11 protein-coding genes and 1 pseudogene are annotated in these 13,894 nt (G+C 40.2%); 11 read left to right on the top strand and 1 reads right to left on the bottom strand.

All coding sequences use genetic code 11. The features are described 5' to 3' along the window. Together L652_RS0116445 and L652_RS0116450 are read left to right on the top strand one after the other, a co-directional pair. A partial coding sequence (locus L652_RS0116445; protein WP_024603561.1) for an ABC transporter permease subunit occupies positions 1-323 on the top strand: 323 nt, incomplete at its 5' end. A 1-nt stretch (position 324) separates the two neighbouring features. Continuing rightward, positions 325-1,353, top strand: a complete 1,029-nt coding sequence (locus L652_RS0116450; RefSeq protein ID WP_024595621.1) for an ATP-binding cassette domain-containing protein — start codon at positions 325-327, stop codon at positions 1,351-1,353. On the opposite strand, the gene moeB is transcribed toward L652_RS0116450, so the two are convergent. Continuing rightward, on the bottom strand, positions 1,354-2,112 hold the full coding sequence (gene moeB, locus L652_RS0116455) for a molybdopterin-synthase adenylyltransferase MoeB (RefSeq protein WP_024595622.1): 759 nt from the start codon (positions 2,110-2,112) through the stop codon (positions 1,354-1,356). It lies immediately after the preceding gene. 288 nt (positions 2,113-2,400) lie between these two features. Here moeB and L652_RS0116460 point away from each other — a divergent pair, with 288 nt between their 5' ends. From L652_RS0116460 to moaC, 9 genes and pseudogenes are all read left to right on the top strand, one after another. Beyond that, positions 2,401-3,870, top strand: a complete 1,470-nt coding sequence (locus tag L652_RS0116460) for a NarK family nitrate/nitrite MFS transporter (RefSeq protein WP_024595623.1) — start codon at positions 2,401-2,403, stop codon at positions 3,868-3,870. 13 nt (positions 3,871-3,883) lie between these two features. Further along, positions 3,884-5,626, top strand: coding sequence for a bifunctional protein-serine/threonine kinase/phosphatase (locus L652_RS0116465; protein WP_024595624.1), 1,743 nt, complete (start codon positions 3,884-3,886; stop codon positions 5,624-5,626). Positions 5,627-5,635: 9 nt separating this feature from the next. Next, entirely contained in the window at positions 5,636-6,829 is a 1,194-nt protein-coding gene (locus L652_RS0116470) for an alginate export family protein (RefSeq protein ID WP_024595625.1), read from the top strand. A 227-nt stretch (positions 6,830-7,056) separates the two neighbouring features. Further along, on the top strand, positions 7,057-8,580 hold the full coding sequence (locus tag L652_RS0116475) for an FAD-dependent oxidoreductase (protein ID WP_024595626.1): 1,524 nt from the start codon (positions 7,057-7,059) through the stop codon (positions 8,578-8,580). Positions 8,581-8,606: 26 nt separating this feature from the next. Then, a pseudogene (locus tag L652_RS01000000124000) lies at positions 8,607-11,308 on the top strand (nitrate reductase). A gap of 16 nt (positions 11,309-11,324) precedes the next feature. Continuing rightward, entirely contained in the window at positions 11,325-12,296 is a 972-nt protein-coding gene (gene moaA / locus L652_RS0116485) for a GTP 3',8-cyclase MoaA (protein ID WP_024595225.1), read from the top strand. Position 12,297: 1 nt separating this feature from the next. Continuing rightward, entirely contained in the window at positions 12,298-12,996 is a 699-nt protein-coding gene (locus tag L652_RS0116490) for a molybdenum cofactor guanylyltransferase (RefSeq protein ID WP_139015406.1), read from the top strand. Further along, positions 12,993-13,532 (top strand): molybdenum cofactor biosynthesis protein B, encoded by a 540-nt coding sequence (gene moaB / locus L652_RS0116495; RefSeq protein WP_024595223.1) that lies wholly within the window; start codon positions 12,993-12,995, stop codon positions 13,530-13,532. The genes L652_RS0116490 and moaB overlap by 4 nt, the downstream gene beginning before the upstream one ends. A gap of 1 nt (position 13,533) precedes the next feature. Continuing rightward, the coding region (gene moaC, locus L652_RS0116500; RefSeq protein WP_024595222.1) for a cyclic pyranopterin monophosphate synthase MoaC at positions 13,534-13,894 on the top strand (361 nt) is incomplete at its 3' end.

The raw sequence follows: 13,894 nt of genomic DNA on the forward strand, positions 1-13,894 counted from the left end.
CCTATAACGAAGCTGCCATTGCGCTTGGATTAAGCCCATTTAAACGCTTTGTGCATTTAATTATTCCGCTTTTAAAACCCAGTATTGGTAGCGCATTTGCTTTAGGCTTTGCGCATACATTGGGTGAATTTGGTTTGGTATTAATGATTGGCGGTAATATTCAGGGGCAAACACAGGTGGTGTCTATTGCGCTTTATGACCATGTTGAATCGTTAAATTATACGGCGGCGCATCAGCTTTCACTTATTTTACTGGCTATTTCGTTTGCCTGTTTAGTGCTGTTATTTAAGTTTAATAAAAGCATTGTAGGGGTTAAGCAATAACATGATTAAGTTAAGCCTTTTTAAAGCACTCAATAATTTTGATTTAGATATAAACCTTGAGCTTGAGTCGTTTAATGTATTGGGTGTTTACGGTCCTTCAGGCTCCGGTAAGTCAACATTACTGCGTTGTATTAGTGGTTTAGAGCCTGCAAAAAGTGTTCATATTAATAATCAGCCAGTGCATGAGTTGCCAAGTGATAAACGCGGTATAACGCTTCAGTTGCAATCGTGCCCGTTGTTTCCTCATTTAGATGTGGCAGGTAATTTAGCGTTTACACAAAAACACTGCGAAAATAAGCAAACCAGCTTAACGCTTCAATACGTTGTTAAAACACTTGAATTACAAGATTTACTAAATCGTGATGTACAAAGCTTATCGGGTGGCGAGCGCCAGCGTGTAGTATTTGCGCGCACTTTGCTTGCCGGTCAAAAATTTATAATGCTTGATGAGCCTTTTAGTGCGCTTGATTGGTCATTGCGTTTTAAAACGCTCACTAAACTCAATGAGTTAGCCGTTAAGTTTAATATTAAATTTATAATAGTAAGTCACTCATTAAAAGAGCTGCTATTTTGCTGCGATACCCTTATTCAGCTTGATAAAGGTAAGGTGATAAACCAAGGTGCAAGTGCGCACGTTGCAAAGGCTATTTACGCAAACGACAGGCAAACACCGCTGAGCTTAATTAATTACGATGTGGTTAAATTTGATAAAGACTACGGGCTATATCAACTGCAATTACAGCAAAGTGAGCAACCGCTTTTTGTGCTTCCTGCACTTGTCGATAGCAGTAATAAGCTAATTATAGAAAGTGAGCAAATGTCGCTTAGTGTGTTAAAGCCTGAGCAAACAACGCACAGTAATGTTTTAAGGTCGGTATTAACTCAGGCTGAGCTTATTAATAATAAGTGGCAGTTAACGCTTAATGTTGACGGGCAAACTTTGTTTGGCTTGGCTTCAAGGCGAGTGTGGGACAAAAACAACTTTAAAGTTGGCGATGTGCTTTATACAACAATCAGTAATCTAGAATAACTAAATGCTGCACACCGCACATTGACTGTTTTTAGCTATTTTAAAACGATTAAACTCCATGCTTAAACCATCCACCAGCAATAAGTGTTTGTCTAAGCCACTTGGCAAACCAGCAAGCATTTTTAGCGCTTCAGTTGCCTGAATACTGCCTATTAGCCCCACAATAGGAGAGAGCACACCGGATTCAGAGCAGCTTTGTGTTTGTTCACTAAAAAATTGCGATAAACAACCATAACAATGACTGTTTTCATCCATAGTAAAACACGCGACTTGTCCTTCCATTCGTATTGCAGAGCCTGACACTAGCGGAACTTTAGCTTTAAAACAGGCGCTATTAAGTGCATTACGCGTTGCTAGGTTATCTGAGCAATCAATTACTATATCAATGTTATTAAATAGCTGCTCTGTAGAGGTATTTGCATCAAAAAATGCCTCAATAGTATTTATGTTTATTTCACTATTAAGCGCGTTAAGCTGTTTTTTAGCAACACTGCATTTTGAGCTACCAATGTCGCTTTCTTTATACAGTATTTGCCTTTGCAGGTTGGTCACGTCTATTTCATCGTTATCAACTAAGGTAAGCGTGCCAACGCCAGATGCCGCTAAGTATTGACCTACCGCGCAACCAAGCCCACCCACACCAATAATTAAAGCATGCGATTGCCATAGTTTCTCTTGTCCGTCTATATCAAGCTGCGGCAGCATAATATGCCGAGAATAGCGTAGTTGCTGTTGGTACGTTAACGGTGCTTTTTGCATTTTTAAATATCTCATACTTTTTTTGAACAATACCAATTTGTTAAATCCTAGAGCAAGTAGTAACGCTTTTTATTTGCACTGTAACAGCCCTTACCCCCTCACTCATATAGTGCAACTATAACGCATTAAAATAATAAATACATATAACTAGCTGAAATATATGGTTTTTAATTTGTGGCTCAGTAATTGCTGTGTTTGGTTAACTAAAATTTAACAAAGTTTGAGCTACTACTCATATAAAAGAGTGGGGCATTTATAAAACAATAATACGTTTACGAGGAAATAAACATGCAACCGAGTTCTGGATTTAACTTAATATCCTTTAAAGGAAAAATGAAAGTATTACATCTGAGTTGGATGGTCTTTTTTGTGTCATTTTTTGTATGGTTTAACCATGCTCCTTTATTAGGTGCAATTGCGGGCTCGCTTGGTATTACCATGGCACAAGTTAAAACATTACTAATTTTAAATGTAGCGTTAACTATTCCTGCCCGTGTTGTGGTGGGTATGCTGACCGATAAATTTGGTCCCCGGATTGTTTATGCCGCGCTACTTATTACCTGTAGTATTCCGTGTTTTATGTTTGCTATGGCAACCACATTTGAACAAGCCGCTATAGCGCGTTTTGCGCTAGGCTTTATTGGTGCTGGCTTTGTTGTGGGCATTCGTATGGTGAGTGAATGGTTTCCTGCTAACGAGCTGGGCATAGCAGAAGGTATTTATGGCGGCTGGGGTAACTTTGGTTCAGCAGCAGCGGCTATGTTATTGCCAATTATTGCACTTATGTTTGGTGGCGAAGATGGTTGGCGTTACGCAGTAGGTTTAACGGGTGTATTAAGCGTTATATTTGGTATTATTTGGTACTTAAATGTAACCGATACACCAAAAGGCGGTACATACTTTAAGCCTAAAAAAGTAGGCGCAATGGAAGTAACCAGTAAAGGCGACTTTGTATTACTTCTTATTATGAAAATCCCTATGTATGGTGCACTAGCATTACTTACTTGGAAGCTTTCACCAACCGGTGCTAACCTAATTTCGGCTAACTTTGTACTTGCCGTGTATGCTTTTTTAGTTCTGCTTTATATTTACGAAGTGTATAAAACCTTTGACGTAAATGGTCATATTTTTAAAGAGCCTGTACCTGAGTCTCATCGTTATGAATTTAAGCAAGTGGCTGTTTTAAATATTTTATATTTTACAACTTTTGGTTCTGAGCTTGCAGTTGTATCTATGTTACCGCTATTTTTTATGGATGTGTTTGCGCTTGATATGGTGTACGCGGGTATTTTAGCCTCAGCTTATGCATTTATGAACTTAGCATCTCGCCCAGGTGGCGGTTGGATTTCAGATAAATTAGGTCGCCGTATTACCCTTATTGTACTTACAACGGGTCTTGCTGTTGGTTATTTTGTAATGGGCTTGGTTGATGCATCTTGGCCTTTATGGCTTGCAGTTGTTGCGGCTATGGCGTGTTCGTTCTTTGTGCAAGCTGGTGAAGGCGCTGTATTTGCCGCAGTACCGCTAATTAAGCGTCGTTTAACTGGGCAAATAGCTGGAATGACAGGTGCTTACGGTAATGTAGGTGCAGTAGTGTACTTAACGGCATTGTCACTTGTTGATTATCAAACTTTCTTTTTCATTATTGCGGGTAGTGCATTACTTGGTCTAGCTGCACTGTTTTTTATGAGAGAACCAGATGGCCATATTACCGAAGTAAATGAAGACGGCACCGTTGAACTTATTTCAGTGACTTAAGGCATTATTGACTATGTTTGATGAAACACTCCACGCTAAATCGCTAAAAAATGAACTCAACGTTTCATTTGGCGGGCACAGTGCTAAAGGGTTAAAAGCAGAAAACCAAGATGCGTTTGCAGCTCTCAATACCAAAGCGCAAGAAAAAGAGTCTAAAGGCGTTATTGCCTGCTTAGCCGATGGGTGTTCATCAGCAAAAAATGCTAAACAAGCGTCTCAACTTTCGGTTACTCATTTTATAAATGAGTATTTAAATACCCCCGAAAGTTGGGCGGTTAAAAAGTCAGTGTCGAAGGTGTTAGCAAGTTTAAATCAGTGGCTTTATTCGCAATCGGTTAATTACAATCACTTAGGTCAGCGTCAAGCCGATTGGATGACGACTTTTACAGCACTTATTTTAAAGTCGGCAACGGGTTATATATTCCACTTAGGTGATACGCGTATTACTCGCTTGCGAGGAAATAAAATAGAGGCAATAACACGGGATCACAAAGTAAACGATACGCTAACGCGTGCTCTTGGCGCGCAACTTCATCAAGAAATAGATGTATACGAGGTTGACCTAAAAGCAGACGATATTTATATATTAACCTGCGATGGCGTACACGATGTGCTCCCAAGTAGTGATATAGCTAAATTAATTAACGAGTACACTAATTTAGAAAATGCAGCTAAAGCAATTACCGAACTTGCATTAGCACGAGGCAGTGACGACAACGTAAGTTGTTTACTGGTAAAAGTAGAAAATATTGCCGAGCAAAAGTTAGATGAACTTTACCATTCGCTAACACGACGAAAAATTCCACCTGCGCTTAATGTTGGGCAAAAAATTGATGATTACACGGTTATTCGTAAATTACATGCTAGTAGTCGCTCGCACATTTATTTAGTGCAACAAGCGCCCGATATACCGCCAGTGGTTTTAAAAGCACCTTCGGTTAATTTTGAAGACGATGTGCACTACCTTCAAGGCTTTATAAGAGAAGGCTGGGTAGGGCAACGCATAAACCATTTAAACGTGATGAAAGTGCTAAGTACGCAATCGCAGAGTCGTTTTTTGTATCATATTTGTGAGTACATGGACGGGCAAACACTCAGTGATTGGAAGCACGACGTGCCGCACCCAGAAATAACTCAAGTACGCAGTATTATTGAACAAATAGTACATGCACTAAGGGCGTTTCAGCGACTCGATATGGTACATCGTGATTTAAAACTCGATAATGTAATGATAGATGCGCACGGTAAAGTAACGCTAATAGATTACGGCACAGTAAGTGTTGCGGCCATGGACGAGTCGGTTAAACAAATTGCGGATGATTGCCCGCAAGGCACTGCCGACTACACCGCACCCGAAACACTTATTACTATGCACGCCGATTTTAAAAGTGATTTGTTTTCACTTGGCGTGATTGCATATGAGTTATTGTGCTCAAAATTGCCTTATAAACCACTGCCACTTAACCACGTAGCGCCAAAAGATTACAGCCATTGGCATTACACAAGTATTCGTAAATACAGAGCCGATATTCCGTTTTGGTTAGATCAAGCCCTTATGAAGGCGCTTGCCCCTAAACCTGAGCTCAGATACCAAGCTTTTTCTGAGTTTATAAACGATATCAACAAACCTAATCCTTATTTAGAAAGTACCGCTAATAAAAGTTCAATAATGAAACGCGATCCAGTTATGGTGTGGAAATGTATTTCGCTGTGTTTATTTATTGCTTTGGTATGTGTATTAATAATTAAAACTTAGAGAACCAAAATGCTTAATTACAAGAACAACTTACCTATTATTTTTATACTGGGTTGCTTCACTGCGCCTTTAATAAGCCAAGCTGCGCAAACTGATCTTGATTTTAGACTGCGCTTTGAAAGCGTTGATCAAGAAAATGCTCTAAAAGATGCAAGCGGCTTAACACTTAGAACCCGCTTAACGCATCAAACAGACGAGGTGAATGGTTTTTCAGCACTTATTGAAGTAGAAGACACTCGCAGCCTATTGGGCGTAGATGATTACAACAATACAGTGGGGAAAAACACTAATTATTCTGTTATTGCAGACCCAGAAAACACCGAGATAGACCAAGGCTTTGTTAAATATGTACGCGATGGTCTATCGCTAAAAGTAGGGCGCCAAATAATAGCTCTTGATGGGCAGCGTTTTGTTGGGCACGTAGGTTGGCGCCAAGACAGACAAACCTTTGATGCCGCGACCATTAATTACGCATTTAATAACATAAATTTACAGTACAGTTATTTAAATAAGCGTAACCGCATATTTGCTGACGATAAAGACATTAAATCGTCCGATCATTTAATTAATGCAAGCTTTAAAACAGACTACGGTAAAGTGGTTTTATACAGTTACTTATTAAGTGACGATGCACTACAAGACGACAGTTTAGATACTTATGGCGTTTCTTTTAACGGTAATAAAACCCTAAACGACATAAAATTTTATTACAAAGCGGAGTATGCAACGCAGTCTGCTTCAACAAGCGTGAGTGATTTTGATGCCGATTACTATGCACTTGAAGGCGCTGTCGATTTAAATGGGTTGGGCATAAAAACAGTAACATTAAAAGTTGGCATAGAGTCACTTGGCTCTGATAATGGCGATTACGGGTTTGCAACACCGCTTGCCACGTTACATAAATTTAATGGTTGGACAGATACGTTTTTAAATACACCCACACAAGGTTTGAACGACACTTACATAAGCTTAAACGGTAAAGCGTTTGACGGAAAATGGCTGGTGGCTTATCACAGTTTTGATGCTAATGAGCAATCAAATGGGGTTGACGATTTAGGCAGTGAACTAAACGTACAATACGTTAAACCTATTAATAAACAATACGCAGTAGGTGTTAAGTATGCTGATTACTCAGCGGGCGATACTGCTGCTAATAAAGTCGATACTCAAAAATTGTGGGTATGGATGAGCGCTAAATTTTAACCCTCTCTATCTTCTAATATTCACTTGTAATTTATAGCGACACACGATGGTGCAATTGCACCATCTTGTGGGACTTTATGCTTTTCACCTCTGCACCAATGTAGGCAACTTGCTGATTTTAAATGCTTATATATTTGGCTTACATATTGCTACAACAAACCTATAACAAATTATTCGATTTCAATTTTAGTCAATTACTAAAATAGGTATCACTTTAAGGTGGGTGAATGTTAAGCAAGCAGCGTGTTGTAGTGGTAGGAAACGGAATGGTCGGGCACCATTTTGTGCAACAGCTAGTTTCTCAAAATCAAGCTGATGAGCAATTTGAAATTACGGTACTTAGCGGTGAAGACCGTTTAGCGTATGACCGCGTACAACTATCCTCTTTTTTTAAAGGCAAAACCGCAGACGACCTCGCACTTACATGTAATAAAACCTATGACGATTGGCAAGTACGCTTTCATACTCATTCTAAAGTGGTTGATATAAATCGTGATACGCAAACTGTAACGACCGCTAAAGGGGAATTGTTTGAATACGACAAACTTGTGCTTGCTACAGGTTCATTCCCATTTGTACCGCCTATACCGGGTAAAGATCGCGAGCATTGCCTTGTTTATCGCACCATTAACGATTTACACGCAATAAAAAATTCAGCCCACGGCAGCAAAGTAGGCGTGGTAATTGGTGGCGGTTTACTGGGGCTTGAAGCTGCAAACGCATTAAAGCAATTGGGTTTACAGACTCACGTAATAGAATTTGCACCGCAACTTATGGGTGTACAAGTTGATGCTGGTGGCGGTCGGTTACTAAAAAACAAAATTACGGATTTGGGCGTTACTGTACATACAGCGGTAGCAACTGAGGAAATAGTAGAAGGCGAAAGTTGCCGTTATAAAATGTGTTTTAAAGGTGGCAAAACCCTTGAAACAGACATGATTGTATTTTCGGCGGGTATTCGCCCTTATGATAATTTAGCCCGCGAGTTTAATTTAGAGTTAGGCGAGCGCGGCGGTATTGTAATTAATAACCACTGCCAAACGAGTGATAAAAACATATACGCTATTGGTGAATGTGCACTGTGGAATAATTTTATTTTTGGCTTAGTGGCACCCGGTTACGCCATGGCTAAAATAGCAGTTGGGCATATTTTACAAGATACGCAGCAAGGTACTTTGCAAAGTACTGGCTTAGACAATAAAGCCGATGAATTTAATGGTGCCGATATGAGCACCAAGCTTAAATTAATGGGTGTTGAAGTAGGCTCTATTGGCGATGCACATGCACGCAGCGAAGGCGCAATAAGCTATTACTTTGAAGACCAAGCCAATGGTATTTATAAAAAAATAGTCACTAACTCACAAAGTAATAAGCTGATTGGCGCGGTACTTGTTGGCGATACCAGCGATTACGACAATTTGCTGCAATATCATTTAAACGACATTCAACTTACCACCGCTCCCGAAGCGCTCATTATGCCCCTTGCCGGCGACATAGCAGAGCTAAGCGCCGATGACTTGCCTGATGACGCCATTATTTGCGCTTGTCATAAAGTAACTAAACACACCATTGAACAAACAGTCGCTAAAGGCTGCATAGATTTGGCAAGTGTGCAGCAAAGCACCAAAGCCAGTACAGGCTGTGGAGGGTGTGAAAAGCTCGTTCAAAATGTAATAAACAGCGCGCTCGCTAAGGCAAGTAACACTATTAACGTAGTTACCCTTAATGAGCCTGTAAAACAGCCTGCATAAATTAAAGCACACTAAAAGAGAGCAGTATGACAACCGCAAACACATCACCAACTATAAATAAAACGAGTTTAAAACAAACAACATGTGCTTACTGTGGTGTAGGGTGCGGTGTTGATATTTCACTTTTTAATAATGTGCCAACCAAGCTTGAAGGCATGCGAGAGCACCCCGCAAACTTTGGTCGTTTATGTGTAAAAGGCACGCATTTGCTAGACACCACAGGCAGTGATAACCGCTTAACGTCGCCCCTCATTAATAATAAAGCAGCCACGTGGGATGAAGCAACCGACCACGTTGCCAATAAATTTAACGACGTAATACAAAAGCACGGACCCGATGCGGTGGCATTTTATGTGTCAGGGCAGTTACTTACTGAAGATTACTACATCGCGAATAAATTAATGAAAGGCTACATAGGTTCAGGCAATATCGATACAAATTCGCGCCTGTGTATGTCATCTGCTGTGGCAGGTTACAAACGCGCTTTTGGTGAAGACGTAGTGCCGTGTACCTACGAGGATTTAGAGCAAACTGAGCTGCTTATTTTAATTGGCTCAAATGCAGCGTGGACTCATCCGGTTTTGTATCAGCGAATGGAGCGTGCAAAACAGCTTAACCCAAATATGAAAGTGGTGGTTATTGATCCGCGTAAAACTGACACCGCTGAGCTTGCCGACACATTTCTAAATATAAAACCAGGCAGTGACGCCGCACTTTATAACGGTTTGCTTAATTATTTAAATGAGCATAGCCACCTCGATACGCAATTTATTGCTCAGCACACAAACGGCTTTGAAAGCGCATTGCAAGAGGCACAAAAGTGGAGCTGTGAGGCAGTTAGCGACTTTTGCGATATAGCAATTGAGCAAGTTACTGAGTTTTATGCGCTATTTGCTAAAAGCCCAAGTGCGATTAGCTTTTATTCAATGGGTATAAATCAATCAAGCTCGGGTGTAGATAAATGCAACGCCATTATTAATGCACATTTAGCCTCAGGTAAATTACTTAAGCCAGGCAGTGGTCCGTTTTCGATTACTGGGCAACCTAATGCGATGGGCGGGCGCGAAGTAGGTGGTTTGGCTAATCAGTTAGCGGCGCATTTAGATATTGAAAACGAAGCGCATCAATCACTTGTACAACGTTTTTGGCTCTCGCCAACTATCGCTAAAAAAGCAGGCAGCAATGCCATTGATATGTTTGATGAAATAGCCGCAGGCAAAATAAAAGCAGTGTGGATAATGGCAACAAACCCAATGGTGAGCTTGCCAAATAACGCTGCAATTAAAAAGGCATTAGAGACCTGCGAGCTGGTGGTTGTATCTGACTGTATTGCAAAAAGTGATACATTAAAATTTGCCGATGTTGCTTTTCCATCAACCGGATGGGGCGAAAAAAACGGCACAGTAACTAACTCAGAACGCAGAATATCAAGGCAACGCCCGTTAGTAGCGCCTTATTCGGGTGCTAAAAATGATTGGCAAATTATGTGCGACGTTGCTAAAAAAATGGGCTTTGAAGGATTTGATTTTATAGACCCAAGTGGCATTTTTGAAGAATGGGCACAATTAACCGACTTTGAAAATAACGGCAGNGCAGCCGATTACTAAATCTTTCTGGTTTAGTTGGGCTCACAAAAAGCCAGTACGATAACTTAAAACCCATAATGTGGCCTGTTGTTAAAAATCAGCCTTATAAAAACGGTCAGGTTTTTACAGATAACCAATTTAGCACCGCTGATAAAAAAGCGCGTTTTATACCCATAACGCCGCAATTACCTGTGCAACAAACATCAAGTGATTATCCGTTTATAATGAACTCAGGACGTATACGCGACCAATGGCATACCATGAGCCGCACAGGTAAAAGCACTGCGCTTTCATCGCATATTACACGCCCGTACATTGAAATTAATCCGCTTGATGCCAGTAAATTAGCAATTAAACAAAACGATTTAATAAGTGCAATTGCCCTAACTGGGCAGGTTACCGCGCATGCAAAAGTAACCGATGCCGTGCGCAAAGGTGAATGCTTTATGCCTATTCATTGGAATAAGCAATTTGCGTCATCAGCAACAGTAAGTGGGTTGTATCAATCGGTAGTTGACCCTCTATCTGGTCAGGCTGAGTGCAAACACGGTGCTGTTAATATAGTTAAAGCACCCTTTGTGCAATATATGCAGCTGTTTACTAAAAACGAACTTGTTATAAACAGTGATTTTTGGCTCAAAGTTAATGCTAGTAATTGCTTTAATTACCAATTGGCGCTTAATGAGCCACAAAGTGATTTACTGTATTACTGCCAAACCTTAACTGGTTTACAAGGGCAGTGGTCGGCTATGAATACGGCAAAAGCCATGCATGTGCAGTGTATTCAAAACGATCAATTAGCGTTTGTTGGTGTTATTTCTAATGAACAAAAAGAAATATCACTTGAGTGGATAAACCATTTGTCTGCAGAGCCATTACTGACTTTTACACAGTTACAGTCTTTGCTTTATGCAACCCCCGATGAAGAATTTACCCAAGGCGTGCAAGTGTGTAGCTGCTTTAAAGTAAGAGAGCAGCCAATTATAAACGCCATTAAAAACGGTGCAAACACAGTCGAGCAATTGGGGTCTGAACTTAAATGTGGAACGAACTGTGGTTCGTGTAAAACACAATTAAGCCAATTAATAAAACAACATTACAAAGCAGGTTCTAGCAGCATTGATGTTGCGGTTGTAATGTAAACAAACAAGGAAGCATATGCTTAATGATCAATTTGGTCGGCAGTTTAACTATTTGCGCCTCTCAATAACCGATGTATGTAATTTTAGTTGTAGTTATTGTTTACCAAACGGGTATCAGTGCGATACGCCGCGTAATTTTTTAAATAAAAACGAAATTAGCACGCTAGTAAATGCGTTTGCAGAGCTAGGTACTAAAAAAGTGCGTATTACAGGTGGCGAACCGTGCTTGCGAAACGACGTCACCGATATTATAAAACTCTGTAAAAACACGCGCGGCATAGAAAAAGTAGCCATTACTACCAACGGGTTTAATTTATTAAAGAAAATTGATGAATTTGCAGAAGCTGGGCTTGATGCGCTTAATGTCAGTATTGATAGTTTAAATTCGAGTATGTTTAAACTCATAACAGGGCACGACAAACTTAACCTTATTTTAAAAGGAATTGAACGTGCGGTAGAGCTGGGCATAAAAGATATAAAAATAAATGCAGTGCTTGCCAAGCAGTTTAATAAAAACCAATTGAAGGATTTTTTAGCGTGGGTAAAACACCACAAAGTTACAGTACGCTTTATAGAATTAATGGAAACCGGTGACGGCGCCACCTTTTTTGAAGAAAACCACTTAAGTGGGCAAACGGTTAAAGCCCAGCTTTTAGCTAAAGGCTGGTTACAAGTAGTTAGGGGAAAATTAAACGGACCCGCTGAGGAATTTTGTCATCCTGATTACGATGGTCGTATTGGTTTAATAATGCCTTACAGCAAAGATTTTTGTAAAAGCTGTAATCGCTTAAGGGTATCGGCACTGGGTAAATTACACTTATGCTTGTTTGCCGAGCAAGGTATAGATTTACGCGAACTACTCAACGAGGACGATACTGCAGCGACCGTAAAGGCAATTCGAGCCGCTATGGGCAATAAAGAAATAAGCCATGAGCTGGATAAACGCTTAACAGGTGCGACAACTCACTTAGCCATGTTAGGCGGCTAATATGGAAGCTAATATAAAATCTAATATGAAAGTTAAGCGAGATTTTACAGGCGTTGTGCTTGCTGGTGGTAAGTCATCAAGAATGGGCACAGACAAAGCCGATTTAGTTTTAAAAAATAAAACGCTATTGCACAATGCGTGTGATTTATTAAAAGACGCAGGCGCTAAAAACATACTTATAAGTCGCAACGTTACAAATCCAGTCAAGTCATTGAACCATTATTCACAGAGCGATTATCCCTCAGAAAAGTACGTTAAAGATATATACCCAAATAGTGGACCCCTTGGCGGAATTTATTCCACATTAATAGCCACTGAGCACGACTTACTTATTACTGCGGTAGATATGCCTCTACTTACGAGTAGTTTGTTAAGCGCAATAGTGCTGGCTTCTCAGTCAAATAACGTACAAAGTGTGAGCAATCAATTAAATCAGTCACAAATACATGCTTGGCACTTTGAAAATGAACCACTACCGCTGTATATTCGTAATACAAGCAGTGTAAAAAATCATTTAAAACACATACTCACAAACGCTAACAGTCATAAATCAATAAAACAGTTTACCCAAAGCATTGGTGTGCAAACGCTTTTATGTAATAAAGCGCACGCATTAATAAACACCAATACACCGGCGCAATTTAAAGCTGTAAATGAGCATTTTGACCAAAGCATTAATCAATTAAGAAGAACATTATGAGTCACACAACTGAGTCACAAATAGCATTAAACATTGCCGTAATGACGGTAAGCGATACACGCGATGCGATTACCGATACTTCTGGTCATTACTTAATTAAAGCGCTAACTGAAGCTGGTCATCACTTAGCTGATAAAGACATAGTTAAAGATGATGTTTACCAAATGCGCGCTATTGCATCACAGTGGATAGCCGATGACACCATTCACGCTATTTTAGTGACTGGTGGTACAGGATTTACTGAACGTGATTCAACACCTGAGGCATTTGCGCCGCTGTTTGATAAAAGCGTAGACGGCTTTGGTGAGCTATTTAGACATATATCGTACGGTGAAATTGGTAACTCAACTATTCAATCTCGTGCACTTGCAGGACTTGCTAACAACACCGTTATTTTTTGTATGCCAGGCTCTACAGGCGCATGTAAAACTGCCTGGACAGGCATTATAAAAGATCAACTTAACTCAATGCATAAACCATGTAACTTTGCACCGCACATTACTATTGGTAAAAAGTGTGAATCGCGTGAGCAATAGTATGTTGAGTCACGTTGACGAAAACGGCCAAGCGAATATGGTTGATGTATCGCTCAAAGACGTAACCTTGCGCGATGCCTCAGCTGAAGCATTTATTAGCATGAGCAAGCTTGCCTTTGAACAAGTAATGCTTAATCAAAACAAAAAGGGTGATGTGTTAGGCGTGGCACGCATTGCAGGTATTCAAGGCGCTAAAAAATGCGCTGATTTAATTCCGCTTTGTCATCCGCTTGCACTTAGTAAAGTCGCTGTTGATTTTGAACTTGATGAAGCAAACAGCCAAATTAAAATAACCAGCTACTGCAAACTTGCAGGTAAAACGGGGGTTGAAATGGAAGCGTTAACAGCGGTATCTGTGGCTA

It is taken from the genome of Pseudoalteromonas sp. TB25, from assembly GCF_000497995.1.
Taxonomy (GTDB): domain Bacteria; phylum Pseudomonadota; class Gammaproteobacteria; order Enterobacterales; family Alteromonadaceae; genus Pseudoalteromonas; species Pseudoalteromonas distincta.

What these genes read in the sequence shown, in the direction of transcription:
- L652_RS0116450 (WP_024595621.1), top strand. Translation starts at nt 325, where the DNA reads ATGATTAAGTTAAGCCTTTTTAAAGCACTCAATAATTTTGATTTAGAT.
- moeB (WP_024595622.1), bottom strand. Translation starts at nt 2,112, where the DNA reads ATGCAAAAAGCACCGTTAACGTACCAACAGCAACTACGCTATTCTCGG.
- L652_RS0116460 (WP_024595623.1), top strand. Translation starts at nt 2,401, where the DNA reads ATGCAACCGAGTTCTGGATTTAACTTAATATCCTTTAAAGGAAAAATG.
- L652_RS0116465 (WP_024595624.1), top strand. Translation starts at nt 3,884, where the DNA reads ATGTTTGATGAAACACTCCACGCTAAATCGCTAAAAAATGAACTCAAC.
- L652_RS0116470 (WP_024595625.1), top strand. Translation starts at nt 5,636, where the DNA reads ATGCTTAATTACAAGAACAACTTACCTATTATTTTTATACTGGGTTGC.
- L652_RS0116475 (WP_024595626.1), top strand. Translation starts at nt 7,057, where the DNA reads ATGTTAAGCAAGCAGCGTGTTGTAGTGGTAGGAAACGGAATGGTCGGG.
- moaA (WP_024595225.1), top strand. Translation starts at nt 11,325, where the DNA reads ATGCTTAATGATCAATTTGGTCGGCAGTTTAACTATTTGCGCCTCTCA.
- L652_RS0116490 (WP_139015406.1), top strand. Translation starts at nt 12,298, where the DNA reads ATGGAAGCTAATATAAAATCTAATATGAAAGTTAAGCGAGATTTTACA.
- moaB (WP_024595223.1), top strand. Translation starts at nt 12,993, where the DNA reads ATGAGTCACACAACTGAGTCACAAATAGCATTAAACATTGCCGTAATG.